Raw genomic sequence first — 20,196 nt, 5'->3', positions numbered from 1 at the left:
GGAAGTCGGGCGCACGCGCCCGGCACGCTCCGGTCGCGCTATTTACGCAGCAATCGCTGCAAACGCTGCTTGTGCCACTGGCTAATCAGATTCGCGAAGACAAAAATCCGCAGCCCTTTCACCGCCACCAGCCCGCCCCAAATCGCCGCCACCCACAATGACCAATCGCTTTCCGGCGAGGTGCTGCGGTTGAGGAAAAACAGCAGCACGCAGACAATAACGGCGGTGATCAACATACGCCAGAAACTGCTTTCGGCATCGAGCTGTGCCCGCGCGGCGGTGATGCGTTTATCCAGCGCCTCTTCGCCCGCCTCGCTCTGCGCGGAAAGCTCGGTAACGCTGACGCCAAACACCGCCGCCAGTGCGCTAAGTGTTTCCAGAGACGGCTGATCGCCATTTTCAATTCTCTGCACGGTTCTGACGCTCAGCGCCGCCATCTCCGCCAGTTGTTCCTGTGACCAGGCACGAGCCAGACGTAATGCTTTTACTTTGCTATCGCTCATATTCTTTCTCCCAATGAATCCGGCCTGTAGTGTCACCCACCCCCGCAGACAGCAACACGATCCGCACCTGACAGCGACCCGACAGCAGCCTGACACGGCCTGTCGCCAAGTATAACCCCAGTGAATACGTCTTCCGTGAACAACGACGCAATCCTCTGTATGATGACTGCCGCCTGGGGCAGAGTATCGTTTCGCCAGCCGCCAGGCCTAACAACAATAAAAGGAAAGGGATAGTGAGGAAATACTACTACGGTGCGCTGACACTCTTCTTTGCAGCGTTCAACTGCCAGGCAGAGCTAACCGAAGCACAGATGGATGCAGACTGCGCGAAAATCGCCGATTACGCCAAAAAAGGCGATCAGTATTACAAAGCGAAAGACTACCCCAAAGCGCGCGAGGCTTTCGAAGAACAGGCGGCATGGCTGGAGCAGTGCGAATTAGGCAAAGATAAACCGAACGATGTGTTGATAGCGACCGCCTACAATAACGTCGCGCTTACCTGGATCAGCCAGGGCGAATACCGTAAAGCGCAGGCGTGGCTATCCATTATGCCGGATGATGAAAAGTCGAAATATAACCTCTCGCGTATTCAGGACAAGCTGCAGGCACTGCCAAAACCGGCTTCCGCCGCAGGTGAATACTGGCAGTACGCCGGACGCAGCGAGTGGGAAGTACTCACGCTCAAACCGCAGGGTAAAGAGAGTTGGCAAGCCGACTGGTCCGGTCTTTATTTCGGCATTATGGGGCTATATTCCGGGCCAAATATGGGCGATTTCAGCGAAAAAGTGACGCTGAAAAACGGCAAAGGCGACATCGTTTTGCGTGATGAAGGCATTTCCCAATGCACCATTTCGTTAAGTCTGGCGGCGGATTTCAACAGGCTGGAGATGAAAACGGATGACGCAATGAATTGCGGTTTCGGCCATAACGTCAGCGCCGATGGCACCTACCTGCGCGTGAACTAACGCGCGGGTTTACTCCCCTGCCCCACGGCGCTACAATTCCCGCCCTAAATTTAGGGGAACTCCCCTACTGCCTCACTGCGGTGAGGCTGTCTGACCTGTCATCAGAATGAGAACATCATGTTTAAACCGGAACTCCTCTCCCCGGCGGGAACGCTGAAAAATATGCGTTACGCTTTCGCCTATGGCGCAGACGCGGTTTACGCGGGCCAACCGCGTTACTCGCTGCGCGTGCGCAATAACGAATTCAACCACGAAAACCTGCAAATCGGCATTAACGAAGCCCACGCGCTGGGTAAGCAGTTTTACGTGGTGGTGAACATTGCTCCGCACAACGCCAAGCTGAAAACGTTTATTCGCGACCTGAAACCGGTGGTGGATATGGGGCCGGACGCGCTGATTATGTCGGATCCCGGTTTAATTATGCTGGTGCGTGAAAACTTCCCGCAGATGCCGATTCACCTCTCCGTGCAGGCCAACGCCGTTAACTGGGCGACCGTGAAGTTCTGGCAGCAAATGGGGCTGAGCCGCGTGATCCTTTCCCGCGAATTGTCGCTGGAAGAGATTGCCGAAATCCGCGCCCAGGTGCCGGAAATGGAGATCGAAATCTTCGTGCACGGCGCGCTGTGCATGGCTTATTCCGGCCGCTGTCTGCTCTCGGGTTATATCAATAAACGCGACCCGAACCAGGGCACCTGTACCAACGCCTGCCGCTGGGAATATAACGTGCAGGAAGGCAAAGAAGACGCTATCGGTAATATCGTGCATGTGCATGAACCGATCCCGGTGCAGAACATTGAACCGACGCTCGGCATCGGCGCGCCGACCGATAAAGTCTTCATGATTGAAGAAGCCCAGCGTCCGGGCGAGTACATGACCGCCTTCGAAGACGAGCACGGCACTTACATCATGAACTCGAAAGATCTGCGGGCAATTGCGCATGTTGAACGGTTAACGCAGATGGGTGTGCATTCGCTGAAAATTGAAGGCCGCACTAAATCCTTCTACTACTGCGCACGTACCGCACAGGTTTATCGCAAAGCGATTGATGACGCCGCGGCGGGCAAGCCGTTCGACACCTCGCTGCTGGAGACGCTGGAAGGCCTGGCGCACCGGGGTTACACCGAAGGGTTTCTGCGCCGTCACACCCATGACGACTATCAGAACTATGAATACGGTTATTCCGTTTCCGAACGCCAGCAGTTTGTCGGTGAATTCACCGGTGAGCGCAAAGGCGACCTTGCGGCCGTAGCGGTGAAAAACAAGTTCTCCGTTGGCGACAGCCTGGAGTTGATGACGCCGCAGGGCAACGTCAACTTTACGCTGGAGCATATGGAAAACGCCAAAGGCGAAGCCATGCCGGTCGCACCGGGAGACGGTTATACTGTCTGGCTGCCGGTTCCGCAGGATATGGCGCTGGAATATGCGCTGTTAATGCGCAATTTCACCGGGCAGTCAACACGTAATCCTCACGCGAAGTGATTGAGCAGGGTTATTTTTTCGTCGCGAAAAATCTTAGAATCGGATCACATACCGCCCCGTTTAATACGGGTATTATCCTTCTCGCTGAAAAACATAACCCATAAATGCTAGCTGTACCAGGAACCACCTCCTTAGCCTGCGTAATCTCCCTTACGCAGGCTGATTTTTTTTCATCCTTTCTCTGCTTTTTCTCCCCACTTTTCTCTCCTGAGATACACTTTTCTCATCGAATTCAATCAGGATGAAAAGAATGAGCGCATTTCCCACAAGTTTGTTAATCCTCAACGGTAAAAGCGCCGGAGACGACTCCCTGCGCGAAGCGGTAACGCTATTGCGCGACGAAGGCATGGATATTCAGGTGCGCGTCACCTGGGAAAAAGGTGACGCGGTGCGCTATGTCGAGGAGGCGCAAAGGCTCGGGGTTGCCACGGTGATTGCTGGTGGCGGCGATGGCACCATTAACGAAGTGGCGACCGCGCTGGTGAACTGCAAAGGCGAGACAATTCCGGCGCTGGGCATTTTGCCGCTCGGCACGGCCAATGATTTCGCCACCAGCGCCGGCATCCCGGAAGGTCTGGATAAAGCCTTACAGCTGGCGATTGTCGGCAAAGCAGTGCCGATTGATATCGCCCGCGTAAACGATAAAACCTGCTTTATCAATATGGCGACCGGCGGTTTTGGTACGCGTATTACCAGCGAAACGCCGGAAAAACTCAAAGCCGCGCTCGGCGGCGTCTCCTATTTGATTCACGGCCTGATGCGCATGGATATGCTGAAAGCGGATCGCTGTGAAATAAGCGGCGAGGATTTTCACTGGCAGGGTGACGCACTGGTGATTGGCATAGGCAATGGCCGCCAGGCGGGCGGCGGACAGCAACTCTGCCCGCAGGCGCTGATCAATGACGGCTTATTACAGCTACGGATTTTCACTGGCGATGAACTGCTTCCGGCGCTGTTCACCACCCTGACACAGCCGGAAGATAACCCGCATATTGTCGACGGGAAATCGGCGTGGTTTGAAATTAATGCCCCACATGAAATGACATTTAATCTCGACGGCGAACCGCTGCGCGGCGAGCAGTTTCGCATTGAAGTGGTGCCGAATGCGCTGCAATGCCGGTTGCCGCCGGATTGCCCGTTATTGCGTTAATGCACCGCAACCTTACGCGGGGGCTGGAAACCAATAATCAGGCCCGGTGAGTACAAGCTCCACCGGCAATCGATGCGACATGCCGCATAGGTGGCATGCCGTATCAATTGTCAGATAACGGCTACTCTTTATCCGACCTATGAATAAGGTACCGCCATCAAGCACAACTCCATATTTAATACGCCGCCACCTCGCGCGCCATCTCGCGGCTATATTGCTGGCTGGCGTTAACCAGCATCCGCGTATAATCCGTTTGCGCCGCGCCGCTCACCAGCGCATCGACGGTTAATGTCTCGAGGATTTTACCGTGCTGCATCACCGCCACTTTCTGGCACAAATGGGCGATCACACCAAGATCGTGCGTCACCATCAGGTAAGTGAGTTGCGACTCCTGATGCAGCGCCGCCAGCAAGTTGAGGATTTCCGCCTGCACCGAGACATCCAGCGCCGAGGTCGGTTCATCGAGCAGCAATACGCGCGGTTCCAGAATCAGCGCCCGGGCGATGGCCACACGCTGACGCTGGCCGCCGGAAAGCTGATGCGGATAACGGTCACGAAAAGCGCGGTTTAACCCCACTTTATCCAGCAGCGTGTTGATGCGCCGATCGCGGTCGTTAATGCCGTGAATGTGCAGCGGCTCTTCCAGAATGTCGCCAATGGTGTGGCGCGGGTGCAACGAACCGTAAGGATCCTGAAACACCATCTGCACCAGCCGACAGCGCGCCGGGCTAAGGCGCTTTTCCAGTGGCTGGCCGTTGATTGCTAACTCGCCTTCCCAGTGGGTAAACAACCCGGCCAGGCACTTCAGCACCGTAGTCTTACCGGAGCCGGATTCCCCTACCAGCCCGTAAATCTCACCAGGCCGCACGCTCAAACTGACATCCTCCAGCACCTGATTGCGTTTTTCCCCTTCACCAAACGCGAGGTGCAGATTTTTCACGTTGATCATTCTGCTCTCCTTATTCGCCCAGCCAGCTGGCCTGGCGCTGCAACACCGGCAGCACCGGACGGCGGTTGTGGATTTCCGGCAGGGCGTGAATCAGCCCCTGCGTGTAGGGGTGCTGCGCGTTATCGAGATCTTTCGCGGCAATCGACTCCACCACCCGCCCGGCGTACATCACCAGTACGCGGTCACAGAAACTGCGCACCAGGTTGATGTCGTGACTGATAAAAATCAGCCCTAGCCCGCGCGATTTCACCAAGTCGTCCAGCAAACCCAGTACCTGCAAACGCACCGAAACATCCAGCGCCGAGGTAGGTTCATCGGCGATCACCAGTTCAGGCTCGGTGATCAGCATCATGGCAATCATGATGCGTTGTCCCTGCCCGCCGGAAATCTCATGCGGGTAGAGGTAATAAACGCGCTCCGGCTGGCGGATGCGCACCACATCGAGCATCTCCAGCACTTTTGCTTTCGCCTCGGCTTTCTTGCCTGGGTGGTGCGTCAACCAGGCTTCAGCAATCTGATCGCCCACGCAAACCACCGGGTTCAGCGAATATTTTGGGTCCTGCATAATCATCGAAATACGCTTGCCGCGCACCTGGCGCATCTGCGCTTCGCTGATATTCAGCAGATCAACGTCGGCAAACTGCATACAATCTGCCTGAATGCGCGCTTTTGCCGGGTGCAGACGCAGCAAGGCACGCCCGACGGTGGATTTCCCTGAGCCAGACTCACCGACAATCGCCAGTTTCTCCTGACCAAGACTGAAGGAGACGCCGCGCACCGCATGGGTCACCGCGCGCCCGTTGATAAAATCGACATGCAGGTTGCGCACATCGAGTAGCGGCGAATTATTCGCTGCGAGGATCGAGGATGTCACGTAAGCCGTCTCCCAGGAAATTAAAAGCCAGGCTGTTGATCAAGATCGCCAGCCCCGGAATGGTTACTACCCACCAGCACTCCATCATGTAGGTGCGCCCGCTTGAGATCATCGCGCCCCACTCCGGCTCCGGCGGCTGCGCGCCCAGGCCTAAAAAACCCAGCCCCGCCGCGGTCAGGATGATCCCCGCCATATTCATGGTGATGCGGATAATCACCGATGGCAGGCACAGCGGCACAATATGCCGCCACAGCACACGCACTGGCGACGCCCCCTGCAAGCGCACGGCGGAGATAAAATCGGCCTGGCGCAATGAGAGGGTTTCCGCGCGTGCCAGCCGCGCAATTGGCGGCCAGGCGGTGAGCGTAATGGCGATCACCACATGTTCAAGCCCCGGCCCAAGGGCCGCGACAAACGCCAACGCCAGCACCAGGCTTGGAAACGAGATAAAGATGTCGGTCACACGCATCAGCACCATGTCGACCTTGCCGCCAAAGTACCCGGCGCTGACGCCAAGCAGCAGTCCTAGTGGGCCAACGGTAACGGAAACCAGCAACACGATATAAAGCGTGATACGCGAGCCGTAAACCAGGCGGCTGAAGATATCGCGACCAAACTCATCGGTACCAAACCAGTGCGCGGCATTCGGCGCGCTCAGCGCATTTTCCAGATCCTGAACCAGCGGGTTATAAGGTGCGATAAGCGGCGCGAAAATCGCCACCACCAGCAGCAGCAAAATGATGCTGCCACCGATTGCCGTGAGCGGGTTGCGCGCCATTTTGCCGATAAAACCGGCCGCACGCCCAACGCCGCGTTTGATGCGCTGGCTGCGCTCGCGGCTTGCCGAAGAGATCGGCGAATCAAAAGAGACCGTCATGATTTCGTCCTCGGATCAAAGAGTTGGTAAAGCATGTCGGAGAGCAGATTGAGCATCACGAAAATCACGCCGACCAGCAGTACGCAGCCCATGACCGCATTCATATCTCCCAGTAATAAACTGCCGGTAAGGTAGGAACCAAAGCCCGGCCACGAAAAGACGGTTTCGATCAGCACCGCCCCTTCCAGTAGCGAACCGTAAGCCAGCGCCACCACCGTTAACAATTGCACGAGGATATTGCGAAAGGCGTGATTCCAGATGACCTGGCGTTCCGTCAGCCCTTTCACCCGCGCGGTGATAATGAACTCCTGCGACAGTTGCGCCAGCATAAAGCTGCGCGTCATACGACTGATATACGCCAGCGAGTGGAAACCGAGCAGCGAGGCGGGCAGCACCAGATGATTAAGCGCATTCCAGAACACCGCGCCGTTCCCTGCCAGTAACGCATCTACGGTGATAAGCCCGGTACGACGCGGCACTACGCCATCCAACCCCAGATCCAGCCGACCGGCACCACCGACCCAGCCAAGCCAGGCGTAGAACAGCAGCAGCCCCATCATGCCGACCCAGAAAATCGGTGTGGAGTAACCGGCAAGGCTGATAATGCGCACCACATAATCGGACACGCTGTTACGGCGTGCCGCTGCCAGCACACCCAGCGGAATACCCAGCCCGGCGCCAACGATGATCGCCATCGTCGCCAGCTCAAGCGTCGCCGGGAAGACGCGCGCAATATCGTCCAGCACTGGTTTGCCGGTCAGCAACGCGTTGCCGAGATTGCCGTGCAAAAGGTTGTTAAGGTAAATGCCGAACTGGGTCAGCAGCGACTTATCAAACCCCAGTTGCTGATAAACCTGCTGATAGGTGCTGTGATCCGCATCCGGGCCGACAATCGCCAGCACCGGATCGACAGGCATCACGCGGCCAATAAAGAAGGTCAGCAGCAACAGGCCAAACAGCGTCACCGCCACCTGAGTTAACCGTTTTGAAAGGCGTCTGGTGCGTGAGCCAGGCGCAAGCAGTAACGAACTCATCCTTTCTCTCCTCCGGTGGCGGGCACTTTGTACACATCGCGCAGGAATGTGGTGGCAGACGGGTGCGACTGGAAGTTTTTCACTTCATTACGCACCACCACCGAATCCACCATTTGCGAGAGTGGGATCAGCGCCGGGATCAGTTGGTCATAGCGCAGCTGAATTTGCTGATAATCCGCTTTCTGTTTTTCCGGGTCGCGCTCCAGCAGCGCGTTGTCGATCATCTCGTTGAGCGGTTTATCGTAGAAACTGGTGCGCCAGCCCTGGAAGTTGGTCAGCCGGGCTTCGTCGCTGTTATCCGGGTTATAGACCAGCGCGCGCAGGCTCGAGTGCGGATGCGGCTCCACACCGCTGCCGCCGCGCCCCACCAGCATCTCGAATTTACGCTCACGCATCGCGCCATAAATTTGGTTGCCGGTACCGGTGACGATTTTGGCGTTAATCCCGGCCTGCATCAGCGTTGACTGCACGGCAATGGCGATATTGAGAAACGGCTGGTCAGCCAGTACGCGCAGCGTGGTGTCAAAACCCTGCGGGTAACCCGCTTCCGCTAACAGTTTTTTCGCACGTGGAATGTCCAGCCGGTAGCCGGGATCGGGCAGCGTTGACGGCATACCCGCTTTGATCGGCCGCTGGTGCAGCACGCCATAGCCCGGCATCAGCGCTTTATTGATGCCCTGGTAATCAATCAGATACCGCACCGCTTCGCGCACTTTCGGATTGGCGAAATGCGGCTCTTTCATGCTCATCGCCACGTAATAAACCGTGCCCTTTTGCACCGCTTCAACCGTCACATTAGGGTCTTTACGCAGCGCGTTGATATCCGATACCGCCATGTTGTTGGCAATATCCAGATCGCCTTTCGCCAGCATCAGGCGCAGGGTTTGCGACTCCTGGAAATGGCGCAGCACCACGCGGCTTAGTTTGGGCTCCTCGCGCCAGTAATCCGGGTTGCGCTTCATGCGCAGCACATCTTTCGCCTGCCAGGTTTCCAGCATAAACGGCCCGGAACCCGCTTCGTTGGTGGTCAGCCAGCGGTTGCCCCAGTCGCCGTTCACTTCATGGCTTTGCACGGTTTTGCTGTCCAGCACGCCGAGATTGCCAAGCGCGCCCAGCGAGTAGATAACCAGTTGCGGATCGTTAGGCTTAGGAAGTCGGATTTGCACGGTGTTGTCGTCCGGTGCGCTCACCTGCTGGTCGATATTCTTTTTGCTAAAACCGTAGGATTTCCACACCGACGCCTGCGCCAGGTTCAAATGCAGCAGGCGGCGCATCGACCACACCACATCCTGCGCGGTCAGCGGATTGCCGGAGTGAAATGTGACGTTGTTGCGCAGGTGGAAGGTGAGCGTTTTGCCGTCCGGGCTGATATCCCAGGACTCTGCCAGCGCCGGTTTGACGTTGGTGAGTTCATTTGGATCGAGTTCAACCAGCGAATCGTAGAGATTGACCACAATGCCGACCACTTCGTTGCCGGTCATCGCCGCTGGATCGAGGGTCAGCAGGTTGTTCATGTTCATGCCGATGATGAGCTGATCGGGCGGCGTTTTCGCCAACGCTGCGCCGCTCCCCATCATCAGCGAGAGCGCGAGTAAACACGCTCCCGCGAGGGAAGTTTTTTTCATCTGTGCATACCGTTTGTAGAGTACGTTTTGCCGGAAATCGGCTTGTGTAGCCCGAAAGTCATCGCCTCCGGGCATTTATTGTTATTTGTCAGTCGTGGCTGACGGTATTGGCTTCGATATACGCAAAATTGATGTCTTCGCCGAGCCCCGGTCGCTGCGGCAGATGAACAAAACCCTCTTCATCCATCGGGTCGACGATGCTGTTTAAGTACGCTGCCGGTTGGTCATAATCGAGGAACGGGTGCAGCAAACCGCGCTCGTACCAGCGGCAGTTGCGGATTGCGCCAATCACTGCCAGGCTCGCCGCGCCGTTGCCGTGCACTTCACAATCCATGCCGAACGATTCCGCCAGGTTCGCTACTTTCAGCGTCGGCGAAATGCCGCCCACGCCGTTGGCTCCGGCACGCAGAATGTCGCAGGCACCCGCTTTTACCCAGTCGGCGCGGCTGTGGTGTTTCCCGCCGAGGCTTTCCGGCCCGATCACCGGAATCGACAGATTTTCCGCAAGCCACGCGTAAGAGGACATGCTCTCTTCTTCCATCGGTTCTTCGAACCAGGCGAAGTTGAGTTTTTCCAGCTCTTTGCCGATATAGAGCGCCTCGGTGCGGCTGTACCAGTGGTAGCCGTCAATCATCAGGTCGATATCGGGACCGACCGCCTCACGCACCGCCGCACAGGCTTTGACGTCCATTTTTGGATTCGGCGCGAATTTCACCGGCGGCATCCAGGTGTGTAACTTGATGGCTTTGTAGCCGCGCGCCACCAGTTTTTCCGCGAAAGCGGCGTATTCTTCCGGCGTCGAAAGCCCGCCCTCCAGTTCGTCACCGCACATGGTGCTGCCGTAAGCGGGCACTTTGTCGCGGTAGCCGCCAAGCAGCTTGTACACCGGCATATTGAGTTTGCGGCCAATCAGATCCCACAGCGCCTGTTCAACAAACGACAATGCGCGCTCGGTTAACTGATGTGCGCTGCCGCGCTGCCAGTGCACCAGATCCTGCCAGATTCGCTCGCGGTTAAACGGATCCTGCCCGACCATCACTTTGCGGAAAAAAGCGTTGAGCACAAACGGGCGCACCACTTCCGGCGGCGCGAAGGCGTAGCCTTTGCTGCCATCGTCTGCGGTGATCGTCAGCATCGCCATTTTGGCCTGCGTTTCCGGCCCCGGGTGCGAGTGCCCTGCGCTGTCGGAAACGCGGCGCGTGGGATGCTGAAAGACGGTGACATTGACAGATTCAATTTTCATTACAGATCCTTGGTATTTTTGAAAAGCCGTTTCACAAGAAAATATATGCACAAAAATACACCGCATCCTCGGACAATTTCCGCTAAGCGGCCGCCATTTTTTGGGCATGCGCACGACGGTGCGTGACGTTTTTCACAAAAGGTTACGGAAATGTGATGAGGATCGGGAAGGGAATTGAGCAGAAATGAAATGCCGTTTTTAGTTTACCCTCCCCGCCGGGGAGGGTAATGGCGCATCAGGCAATGGTCACTTTCTCGTCAAGATAGACATCCTGCACGGCGTTAATCAGCTTCACGCCGTCGGCCATGGTTTTCTTAAACGCTTTACGGCCAAGGATCAGTCCCATGCCGCCCGCGCGTTTGTTGATAACCGCCGTACGAACGGCGTCGCCGAGATCGGTATCACCGCCCGCCGCGCCGCCGGAGTTAATCAGCCCGGCACGGCCCATGTAGCAGTTCGCCAGCTGGTAACGCACCAGGTCAATCGGGTTGTCGCTGGTCAGCTTGCTGTAAACGCGCTCGTCGGTGTAACCGAAATTCACCGCTTTGTAGCCGCCGTTATTTTCCGCCATTTTCTGCTTCACAATATCCGCGCCAATGGTGGCGGCAATGTGGTTCGCCTGGCCGGTTAAATCGGCGGAAACATGATAATCAACGCCATCTTTCTTGAACGCCGAATTACGCAGGTACGCCCACAAGACGGTGACCATGCCAAGTTCATGCGCGCGTTCAAAGGCGGCGGATATCTCCTCAATCTGGCGGCGAGACTCCTGCGAGCCGAAGTAAATTGTCGCCCCGACGGCGACCGCGCCCATATTGAACGCCTGCTCGACGCTGGCATACAGCGTCTGGTCATATTCGGTGGGGTAGCTGAGCGTTTCGTTGTGGTTCAGTTTGACAAGGAAGGGAATGCGGTGCGCGTAACGGCGCGAAACCGACGCCAGCACGCCGTAAGTGGATGCCACGCAGTTACAACCCGCTTCAATCGCCAGCTCGACAATGTTCTTCGGATCGAAGTAAAGCGGGTTGGCGGCAAACGACGCGCCCGCCGAGTGCTCGATGCCCTGGTCGACCGGCAAAATAGACAGATAGCCCGTGCCCGCCAGCCGCCCGTGGTTATACAGCGTCTGCATATTTCGCAGCACCGCTGGCGGGCGGTTGTTGTCGACCATCACGCGATCCACATAATCGTGTCCTGGCAAATAAAGCTGGTCAGCGGGGATGGTCATACAACGGTGTTGCAGAAGGCTGTCGGCGTCTTTGCCAAGTAACTGCACAATATCAGTCATAGCTATGCTCCCGTAAGCTTCGCGCAAAGCGAATTGGATTATCCTTACCTGCCTGACGGCAGGCAGAGATAAGCCTGGTTCTCTCTCGTCAGATTTTCCACCATTGCAACTTTTTTCAGCATAATCTGCTGGCACGTTTCGTATACCGGTTTACCACCACTGGTGAAAGTGATGTACCGGGCCAATGCCGTGCCCCACTTCCAGCGTATCCGCCTGCGCCAGCGCCGCCGTTAACCACTGTTTTGCTTCCACCACGGTGGATGCCCAGTCGTTATGGCGCGGGCGCAGCGCCGCCAGCGCGGCGGAGAGCGTGCAGCCCGTGCCGTGGGTATTTTTCGTTTTCACGCGCGGGGTGGTAAAGCGCAGCGCCCCGTCGCGGGTAAATAGCCAGTCCGGGCTTTCAGCGTCATCCAGATGGCCGCCTTTCATCAACACCGCTTCGCAGCCGAGCGCCAGCAGCGCTTCGCCCTGCGCATGCATCTCCTGTTCGCTGCGGGCATGTGGCTCATCAAGCAGCGCGGCGGCTTCCGGCAAATTAGGCGTAATAAGTGAAACCTGTGGCAGCAAATGCTGACGCAGCGCAGCGACCGCTGAGGGCGATAACAGCGGGTCGCCACTTTTGGCGAGCATCACCGTATCCAGCACCACATTGCGTACCTGGTAGCGACGCAGTCGCTCCGCGACCGCTTCAACAATGTCCGTTTCCGCCAGCATGCCGATTTTGGTGGTGTCGATACGCACGTCGCTGAGCACGGAATCAAGCTGCGCGGCGACAAAGTCGGGTTCAATGCGATACACCGACTGCACGCCACGGGTGTTTTGCGCCACCAGCGCGGTGATCACCGAACAACCGTATGCGCCCAGCGCCGAAAAGGTTTTCAGATCCGCCTGAATACCCGCCCCACCGCTGGGGTCGGTACCAGCAATGGTTAACGCGTTGATGCGTTTCATGCATTGCCTCCCAGCGCGTACAGCGCATCCAGAAAGGCGGGAACAAAACTGCCCGGTCCGGTGCTTTTCGCGCAGGCCAGGCTACCGGCTTGTGCCATAAACGCGCAGGCCGCGGCGACATTCTCCAGCTTATCGCCCGGCAGCGCGCAACTGGCAGCCACCACCGCCGAGAGTGCGCAGCCGGTGCCAACCACGCGTGTCATCAGCACATCACCGCCGGTGACCAACAGCACGCGCGGGCCATCAGTGATGTAATCCACTTCGCCGCTTACCGCGACAATCGCCCCGCTTTGCCGCGCCAGCGCCTGCGCCGCAGGCAGTGCCGCGCTGGCGGTGTCGGTGGTATCCACGCCGCGCCCGCCTGCGCTCATACCGGCCAGCGCGAGGATTTCCGAAGCATTCCCCCGGATCGCCGCCGGGCGCAGCGCCAGCAGTTGCTGGCAGAATTCCGTGCGTAGCGTGAGCGCACCAACGGCGACGGGATCAAGTGTCCAGGGTTTATGTGCGGCATTCGCGCTCTCCACCGCCAGACGCATAGCTGTGGCGCGATCGCGCGTCAAAGTGCCCACATTGATGAGCAGCGCATCGGCGATAGCGCTGAACTGCGGCGCTTCTTCGCTATCAATCACCATCGCGGGTGATGCGCCAAGCGCCAGCAGCACGTTAGCGGTAAAGGTTTGTACGACGTCATTGGTCATACAGTGCACCAGGGGAGAACGGCGGCGGAATTGCTGTAACGCATGTGCGAGTTGCACACGATCAAGCAGGTCAGGTTGCATGGTTTCGCTCCTGCCCGGCGTGAAGAAGGGATGCCGGGCAGGCATCTGACTTCCCTACGCTGGCATTATCCAGATCAGGTGGTACGGGTATTTCTCAGCCTTCACAAAGAAGGGCACCCCGAGTCATTTAAAACAAATTCAACTACTTGCGATTAACGTCCCGTTAATCCCTGTTCAGGATCATGCCAGCGGGAAGCCAAAGACACAACCCTTAAAAATGCACTGTGTCCCAACTTGGGTCCCAAGTTGTGGCTCACAACGGTAAACTTCAAATACAAAAAAGGCCGGGTTTCCCCAGCCTCAAGAGCACCATTGAAGGCGATTTCACAACCCTACTTACCTAGGTATGCTCTTACTTTAGCGGTGCCATTACCGACAGCCTTGACAGCAGCCCTGAGCTGAGATTCAGTAACACCCAATGCTTGGGTCCAATACTTCACTTCCCAAGATTCACTCAAATTGATGAAATTTTTATCTTCCGGCTGCCGACGCTGTAAGTTATCTACCATTTGATATGTCCTGAGTATCACAGGCTTATGCCTGCAAAATGGTTATATTGCTTTGCATAGCCACTGTAAATGTTCAAGTTTCACACAATTGATACTGATCATAGAACCAGTAGAAAACATTTATCGAACTTGCTTAATCTGCCGTTTCGCTACTACTATAACCACTATATATTGTGGTTTTCATGATAGATATACAATATATCCCATCACTCATACTGTGAATAGGTGTTCCAATGGCAAAGAATGATAAACAATCTTCTAATGATGTAGCTCATCTGGCAGCAGAGATCCTTAACGACCCAAACGCCTCTGCAATTCAGAAAAGTTTAGCTGGATCTGTATTGTCCCAGACGGGCACTAAAAACCAGACTGGCGCTGATATGGAAGCAAAAGCATCCGCAGCATTGAAGAATCCGCGCTCCAGCGATACGACAAAAACGTTAGCTGGTTCGGTTGTTTCTCAATCAAATAAAAAGCGTTAAAAAAAGCCGGGATTGACCCGGCTCTTATCCCTCCCCAAATTGTGGGGTCATGATCAAAGAGTGCCCTTCTGTGCTCTTCTGGAAATATATCTCCACAGTTTTGGGACAGTTGCCAGGCATGGTAACCAGACCTCCAAATGAGAATGTTTATTATTAGCAAATATCCAAAGGGCGACCCGAAGAGACTCTCTGTACGCGCCGCTGTGGCTACTTCTCCCCTCTCCCTATAGAATCACATTACCTACCACATGCATCGCCTCAGAGGCGTTAGAAGCCGCTTATATTGAGCATTGTAAAAACGATAATGGAGAAAGGCCTAACTTGGTCACTATTTGGACAGACATTTAACATAATGGTCCTTATGCGTATATTTTTAACATCCACGCAACAGGTTAGACCTGAACTCTTTTAGGTAGTACGCCTCCCCGGCGCTGTGTATGCTTCATAACTGTATATCTTCCCCTCCCTCCGGGCCACATTCTACATAGTAAACTGTAAATCTGATCCGCCTGTGAGTAACGTCACTCTCCTGTGGATAACTCCCACGCACTAACCCCAAAAACCACCCTTTCGAGGTTTCCGCCTCTTTAGGCCCTTTCTTGCGGCAAAAATACAAAAAGGGTTTAGGGTGGTGGCTACCGCCCGGCGAAGATGGGAATCAATCTCAAATGATAATTTGTATCATTTGATACAGGAATTTTCTCCCAAGAAAAAATTTTATGGCGGAGCCAGTAAAATGTTACACACCACGACTTTGTAATTATAATTTAATCACAAATAAATCAAATACATAAAGATACTGAGGGAGTCCCATCTATGCACGATTGTTTAGTTTGCAACCTCAATTACCCCGGTTTCTTTGGCACATACCGCGCATTTAAAACGATTTGTTAGAGGGTATTTACAGGCAATAAAAAGGCTCCCACCAGGGGAGCCTTTCTTGTATGGGCCTTAGTTCTGGCCCCCTTGCATCAGCATATTGAATGCAAATTGTTGATTATTCTCCACCTCAGATTTAACGAGATCTTTAATTTTACCCTCCCGAACTTGGACGTTCACGTTAACATTCAAAGGTTGCTGGAGCCACGCTGGTGGCGTCATTAGCGGATTGCCTACCGTATCAACTTTAAGTTGTGGAGGCGTAATCGTTGGTGTAGGCGGAACATAACCCGGATTGGAGTAAGAACTTACCCAGCCATCGGTTTTGTCCGCTGGTTTGGCAAAGTCTGGGTTGGTTGGGAGGTCTGGGCTATGGATGAAATCCCACATTTTACCCAGCGGGCTATCTTTCTTCAGATTGCCTCCGGCTGTGGTGTCCTGCCCATACATGGCGTCGTTAGCGTCCATGACTTTATCCCAGGCATAATCCCCACCTACCGAACCGATCGCAGTGGCCCAGCCCACTGCACCGCCCCCCAGTGCTGCAAACTTGCCAAACTTGCCGACTTTTGGCCCACGGCCTGTTTTGGTCGGTTTATCTTTGCCCTTGCCGTCCGGCCCTTCCCCACCAGATCCGCCAGTCGTAGCAGCTTCAATGCCACCAATAGCGGCGATCCCTTTCATGACCCCCAACAGCTTTGTAAGCGGGTTGAGCATGGTCAACAACCATTTAAAGGCCCCGCCCAACTTCCAGATAGAGCCAGCGAACAGAGCCACCCCTGCGGCGTAAGCTGCCATTTCACCAAAGGCTTTAAGCTGCTCACCAGAGATACCCATCTTGCTGGCGTAAAACTCAATGATCCGGGCAACCAAAACAACGGTATCGTGAAGCTCTAAGAATGCATCAGTTGCACCCTCTACAATCTGCCCCGCGATATGTCCGAAGAATTCCAGCGTATCACCGGATCCATCGATAGCGGCAGAAATAGAGTTAAACATGGTGGTCAATGAGTTACCGAAACCCGAAGTGAAGAATATGTTCATTGCATTCTGGACCGAGGTCTGTAGACGCTGCCACGCTGCACGTGGACTGACCCCGCCCCGGTAGACGATCCTGCCCTATAGTTTGAGCATAGGAGGAGCGTATGGGCACACCACGATTTACACCTGAATTTAAGGAAGAAGCCGTCCGTCAGATAACGGAACGCGGTTATTCCGTCGCCGAAGTTTCTGACCGGCTGGGCGTTTCAGCACACAGTCTCTATAAGTGGTTACGGGCTATTAAACCCGATAACAGCGAGCAGCATGCCCGTGATTTACTGGAAGCGAAAAGCGAGATCCTGAAGCTCAGGGCCCAACTGAAGCGCACTGAGGAAGAACGGGACATACTGAAAAAGGCCGCGCGGTACTTTGCAAGGGAGCCCGACTGAAGTACCGCTTTATCAATGAGCACCGCACTGTATGGGGTGTCATGACGATGTGTCGGGTGTTGTGCGTTGCCCGGGCCGGGTTTTATGCGTGGCTGCATAACCCGGTCTCCGCGCGGGATAAAGATAACCAGCGTCTGCTGACGCTTATCCGTGACTCCTATTCACTGAGCGGAGGCGTATACGGTTACCGCCGGGTTCATGGCGACCTGAACGAAATCGGGGAAATCTGCGGTAAAAATCGGGTGGGCCGTATTATGCAACTGAACCGGATTAAAGCCGTGCGCGGCTATAAAGCTCCGCGTCGTATCGCCGGCAGACCTTCAGTGGTTGCGCCTAATCGTGTGCAGCGGCAGTTTACCGTTGTCCGGGCCAATCAGGTCTGGGTAACCGACATTACCTATATCCGCACCTGGCAGGGCTGGTTATATCTGGCGGTGGTTATCGATCTCTTCGCCCGTAACGTGGTGGGCTGGTCGATGAAACCCACTCTCTCACGCGAACTGGCGCTGGATGCGCTCATGATGGCCGTGTGGCGACGAAAACCGGACGGCGAGGTTATCGTACACAGCGATCAGGGCAGCCAGTACGGCAGCGACGACTGGCAGCGCTTCTGCCGGGCCAATAACCTGGCCCCGAGCATGAGCCGGCGTGGCAACTGCTGGGATAATGCGGTAGCGGAGTCGTTCTTCAGTTCGCTGAAAAAAGAACGGATCAGAAAGCGCATCTATAAAACCCGGGATCTGGCCCGGGCCGATATCTTCGATTACATTGAAGTGTTCTACAACCGGGCCCGGCGCCACAGCCATCTCGGCGGCGTCAGTCCGGAGGCCTTTGAACAGGCCTCGTCGTGAGGACAGGAAATGTCTACTGTTGTGGGGTCAGTCCAGTCTACCTTTAGCCAAATCTGAAAAAGATTCTGAACTTAGAGAGAAGCTGGCCGCTTTTATAGAGAAGGCCTCAGCCAATCGTCTCAGGAAAACATGGGCTACAGCTAAAGATTTACCAGGGTTGGTCGCCTTAAGCATGAGTAAAACGATCAAAACTTATCCAGCAATCGGATGGGTGAGAGCCAATCGAACGTCTTCTGAAACTGATTTACGTGCTATCGTTGATTTACAAAAACAGAATGAATGGTTAAAAAGCGAACTTGCAAAGGCCACAAATAATCTAGACCAAACTCTTGAACTTGATCTTGCTGAGTTTGATGATGATTTCAAATTTACCTGTGAGTCCACTTTTTCTCGAAGTGGGTATGATTCAGGAGGCACAAAACACTGGCCTGTGAGCATGAAATGGAAGGATATTTTTCATTCAATATCTCCCTATCTCACACAATATTATTCTGAATCAAGCGTATCATCCACAATTGCCAAAAGCGCTCAAAAGGTTGCAGGCAAAGGAGGGACATCAGCAAAAGTGTTTTCTCAAGACCTAAAAACTATAGGTGTGCAACTTAGGGCGTATGGCTTGATAAAAATTGAATATTTAAAAACCATCAATGGGAGCATGAACAATTTCTGGTCATTAACAGAAGCAGGCCAGATTGAAATGCTGAAAACCAGAACGATAAAAAAGCAAAGCCAAGCTACTAGTGAATAGATAACATTGATTTCGCCCCGTGATGGGGCGAATGATGCTCAAAAAGTCACTAAGAGAAATTTTCCTCGTACTTTTTTTATCAAAAAATAGGCTATTCCCAATCCAACCCATCAATCACATAACAAACTGTGGATAATGGAAACGTATGAAGGTATCGCCGAGTTATCCCTGAACCGCTTTTCTCATGCCCCACCACCTGTTGCAAGTGCGCCAAGTTACCAACCCAGCCAGCTAAACAGGTTGAAATCATGGTATGCCGGAAACTGTGAACTAGCCGCCGCTGCCCATAATCGTCAAGGTACGGAATACCAAGCTGATCACGGACATCAGCCAAGACCTTGCCGATTTTTGGCATGTTCTTACCTGACACAGGCGAGAAAATCTTCTCTTTCCATTGTCGGTTTACAAAATCGAGGAACCCCCACTCGATCAGTTTGGGGTGGATCGCAACCTGCCTTGTAGCGTTCTCGGTTTTCCCCTGTCCTCCTTCTGCGATCAGGAGATAGTACCTCTGGCTGTCTTCATCAAATTTGATGTGTGATTTCTCTAGCTTGGCGATCTCCCCTCTTCTGGCTCCAGTGTATGCCAACAACAAGGTGATCCACTTCTGCCACCCGTCAGGCTGCTTGAGCGCCCACCCCACAAACTTTCTCATTTCTGCTGCGCTATATGCACCAAATCTAGCTTTCGAGGGTGCGGCGACTACTCCATCAGTCGGAGACTTCTCCAGAATATCTTTATTGTCAGTCAGGAAGGTTTTGAAGAGCGATTTGTAAATTTTCAAATGCTTGTGGATAGACTCAGCGCCAACCAAATCCTCAGGCGGCACATCATCACACTCGATCAATTGCTGAACGGTCATCGAGCGGTAGGGCTGAACAATACGCTTAGGCAAGTTTTCAACAACTTCCATCACCTGCTTGATATCTTGTTTTGTGATGGTCGTTACATCGGTTGATGCGCCAAGGACAATGAACAGGACTTCCATAAAGCGCTCATTGGCCTGTGAAATTGCCTTCGTCCAGTTCTGAGCCTTCTCCTTTTTGTACATACTCCACGCGCCAGCCAGTGTTAACACACCCTTTGACTGTGCTTCAGTTTGTTCTTCCTCATCTTCTGAAGGTGTAACAGTCTCCCGGTATTCCTGAGCAACCATCGGCTGAATATTGCTCTGCTCATTATTGAGGAATTGTTGAACCAGCCAGTGTTCACTCTGTTGCTTTAAGCGGTTGCTGAAATCTGAAAGACGTTGACCAAACTGATCCGGGTGAATGGTTCCACGTTTGACTAAGGGAATGGCTGGAGATGCAAATGACATCAAGAGTTGCGCGTGGCTGTGGCTATCTGTATCCAGCGACTTGCGAAAATATTTATTACCGGGCATACGGAAACGAACGTAATAAATCCCGTTGCGTGTGATGGTGTGACGTATGGTTCTGTGGCCCATTCTGAAAGCCTCATTGAGTAATGAACTATCAAAACAGGACGTTAAAGCTAGAAATTTCTTTTGATTTTCAATGGATAACAGCCAGACTACGCTGGCATTATCCAGATCAGGTGGTACGGGTATTTCTCAGCCT

Annotated in this window: 19 protein-coding genes and 1 riboswitch; of the genes, 6 read left to right on the top strand and 13 right to left on the bottom strand. The window is 54.3% G+C overall.

What is annotated here, in order from left to right; genetic code table 11:
- Positions 1–38: 38 nt before the first annotated feature.
- A complete protein-coding gene (locus C813_RS31120; RefSeq protein WP_017458512.1) occupies positions 39–503 on the bottom strand; it encodes a helix-turn-helix domain-containing protein in 465 nt (154 codons plus the stop codon).
- Between the two features lie 233 nt (positions 504–736).
- Here C813_RS31120 and C813_RS31115 point away from each other — a divergent pair, with 233 nt between their 5' ends.
- The 3 genes from C813_RS31115 to yegS all read left to right on the top strand — a co-directional run bounded on the left by C813_RS31115 (position 737) and on the right by yegS (position 4,097).
- Positions 737–1,468, top strand: coding sequence for a tetratricopeptide repeat protein (locus tag C813_RS31115; protein WP_017458513.1), 732 nt, complete (start codon positions 737–739; stop codon positions 1,466–1,468).
- Positions 1,469–1,585: 117 nt separating this feature from the next.
- Positions 1,586–2,947 carry a prephenate-dependent tRNA uridine(34) hydroxylase TrhP gene (gene trhP, locus C813_RS31110; protein ID WP_017458514.1) on the top strand — a complete coding sequence of 454 codons (1,362 nt, stop codon included), beginning with the start codon at positions 1,586–1,588 and terminating at the stop codon, positions 2,945–2,947.
- Between the two features lie 250 nt (positions 2,948–3,197).
- Positions 3,198–4,097, top strand: coding sequence for a lipid kinase YegS (gene yegS / locus C813_RS31105; RefSeq protein ID WP_017458515.1), 900 nt, complete (start codon positions 3,198–3,200; stop codon positions 4,095–4,097).
- Positions 4,098–4,272: 175 nt separating this feature from the next.
- Here the strand turns inward: yegS and C813_RS31100 are convergent, their stop codons facing one another.
- The 10 genes from C813_RS31100 to C813_RS31055 form a co-directional block, all read right to left on the bottom strand.
- Complete coding sequence (locus C813_RS31100) at positions 4,273–5,046, bottom strand: ABC transporter ATP-binding protein (RefSeq protein WP_017458516.1); 774 nt, start codon at positions 5,044–5,046, stop codon at positions 4,273–4,275.
- 10 nt (positions 5,047–5,056) lie between these two features.
- Positions 5,057–5,920 (bottom strand): ABC transporter ATP-binding protein, encoded by an 864-nt coding sequence (locus tag C813_RS31095; RefSeq protein ID WP_017458517.1) that lies wholly within the window; start codon positions 5,918–5,920, stop codon positions 5,057–5,059.
- Positions 5,892–6,797 carry an ABC transporter permease gene (locus tag C813_RS31090; RefSeq protein ID WP_017458518.1) on the bottom strand — a complete coding sequence of 302 codons (906 nt, stop codon included), beginning with the start codon at positions 6,795–6,797 and terminating at the stop codon, positions 5,892–5,894. Before C813_RS31090 ends, C813_RS31095 begins: the two co-directional genes overlap by 29 nt.
- Entirely contained in the window at positions 6,794–7,831 is a 1,038-nt protein-coding gene (locus C813_RS31085; protein WP_017458519.1) for an ABC transporter permease, read from the bottom strand. Before C813_RS31085 ends, C813_RS31090 begins: the two co-directional genes overlap by 4 nt.
- Positions 7,828–9,456 carry an ABC transporter substrate-binding protein gene (locus tag C813_RS31080; RefSeq protein WP_017458520.1) on the bottom strand — a complete coding sequence of 543 codons (1,629 nt, stop codon included), beginning with the start codon at positions 9,454–9,456 and terminating at the stop codon, positions 7,828–7,830. Before C813_RS31080 ends, C813_RS31085 begins: the two co-directional genes overlap by 4 nt.
- An 88-nt stretch (positions 9,457–9,544) precedes the next feature.
- Entirely contained in the window at positions 9,545–10,699 is a 1,155-nt protein-coding gene (locus C813_RS31075) for a mandelate racemase family protein (protein WP_017458521.1), read from the bottom strand.
- Between the two features lie 235 nt (positions 10,700–10,934).
- On the bottom strand, positions 10,935–11,987 hold the full coding sequence (fbaB, locus tag C813_RS31070) for a class I fructose-bisphosphate aldolase (RefSeq protein ID WP_017458522.1): 1,053 nt from the start codon (positions 11,985–11,987) through the stop codon (positions 10,935–10,937).
- A 150-nt stretch (positions 11,988–12,137) separates the two neighbouring features.
- The gene (gene thiD, locus C813_RS31065) at positions 12,138–12,938 is read right to left on the bottom strand and encodes a bifunctional hydroxymethylpyrimidine kinase/phosphomethylpyrimidine kinase (protein WP_017458523.1); all 801 of its coding nucleotides are present in this window, start codon (positions 12,936–12,938) and stop codon (positions 12,138–12,140) included.
- On the bottom strand, positions 12,935–13,717 hold the full coding sequence (thiM, locus tag C813_RS31060; RefSeq protein ID WP_017458524.1) for a hydroxyethylthiazole kinase: 783 nt from the start codon (positions 13,715–13,717) through the stop codon (positions 12,935–12,937). The genes thiD and thiM overlap by 4 nt, the downstream gene beginning before the upstream one ends.
- A gap of 34 nt (positions 13,718–13,751) precedes the next feature.
- Positions 13,752–13,848: riboswitch (TPP riboswitch) on the bottom strand.
- A gap of 201 nt (positions 13,849–14,049) precedes the next feature.
- A complete protein-coding gene (locus C813_RS31055; RefSeq protein WP_017458525.1) occupies positions 14,050–14,226 on the bottom strand; it encodes a DUF3606 domain-containing protein in 177 nt (58 codons plus the stop codon).
- A 233-nt stretch (positions 14,227–14,459) separates the two neighbouring features.
- Between C813_RS31055 and C813_RS46340 the strand changes: the two genes are divergently transcribed.
- A complete protein-coding gene (locus C813_RS46340) occupies positions 14,460–14,708 on the top strand; it encodes a hypothetical protein (RefSeq protein WP_017458526.1) in 249 nt (82 codons plus the stop codon).
- Between the two features lie 951 nt (positions 14,709–15,659).
- Here C813_RS46340 and C813_RS47505 read toward each other — a convergent pair.
- The gene (locus C813_RS47505) at positions 15,660–16,631 is read right to left on the bottom strand and encodes a hypothetical protein (RefSeq protein ID WP_017458527.1); all 972 of its coding nucleotides are present in this window, start codon (positions 16,629–16,631) and stop codon (positions 15,660–15,662) included.
- 101 nt (positions 16,632–16,732) lie between these two features.
- Between C813_RS47505 and C813_RS31035 the strand changes: the two genes are divergently transcribed.
- Positions 16,733–17,868 (top strand): IS3 family transposase gene (locus C813_RS31035; protein ID WP_202969604.1). Its coding sequence is split into 2 segments (ribosomal slippage): positions 16,733–16,979 and positions 16,979–17,868, totalling 1,137 coding nucleotides; the frame shifts between segments, so codons are not numbered across the junction.
- 19 nt (positions 17,869–17,887) lie between these two features.
- A complete protein-coding gene (locus C813_RS31030; RefSeq protein ID WP_017459839.1) occupies positions 17,888–18,616 on the top strand; it encodes a hypothetical protein in 729 nt (242 codons plus the stop codon).
- A gap of 91 nt (positions 18,617–18,707) precedes the next feature.
- Here C813_RS31030 and C813_RS31025 read toward each other — a convergent pair whose 3' ends face one another.
- Positions 18,708–20,063 carry a site-specific integrase gene (locus C813_RS31025; RefSeq protein WP_017459838.1) on the bottom strand — a complete coding sequence of 452 codons (1,356 nt, stop codon included), beginning with the start codon at positions 20,061–20,063 and terminating at the stop codon, positions 18,708–18,710.
- Positions 20,064–20,196 lie beyond the last annotated feature (133 nt).

Origin of the sequence: Kosakonia sacchari SP1, assembly GCF_000300455.3 — a bacterium.
Classification (GTDB): domain Bacteria; phylum Pseudomonadota; class Gammaproteobacteria; order Enterobacterales; family Enterobacteriaceae; genus Kosakonia; species Kosakonia sacchari.
This window is presented reverse-complemented; position numbering and strand designations above follow the sequence as displayed.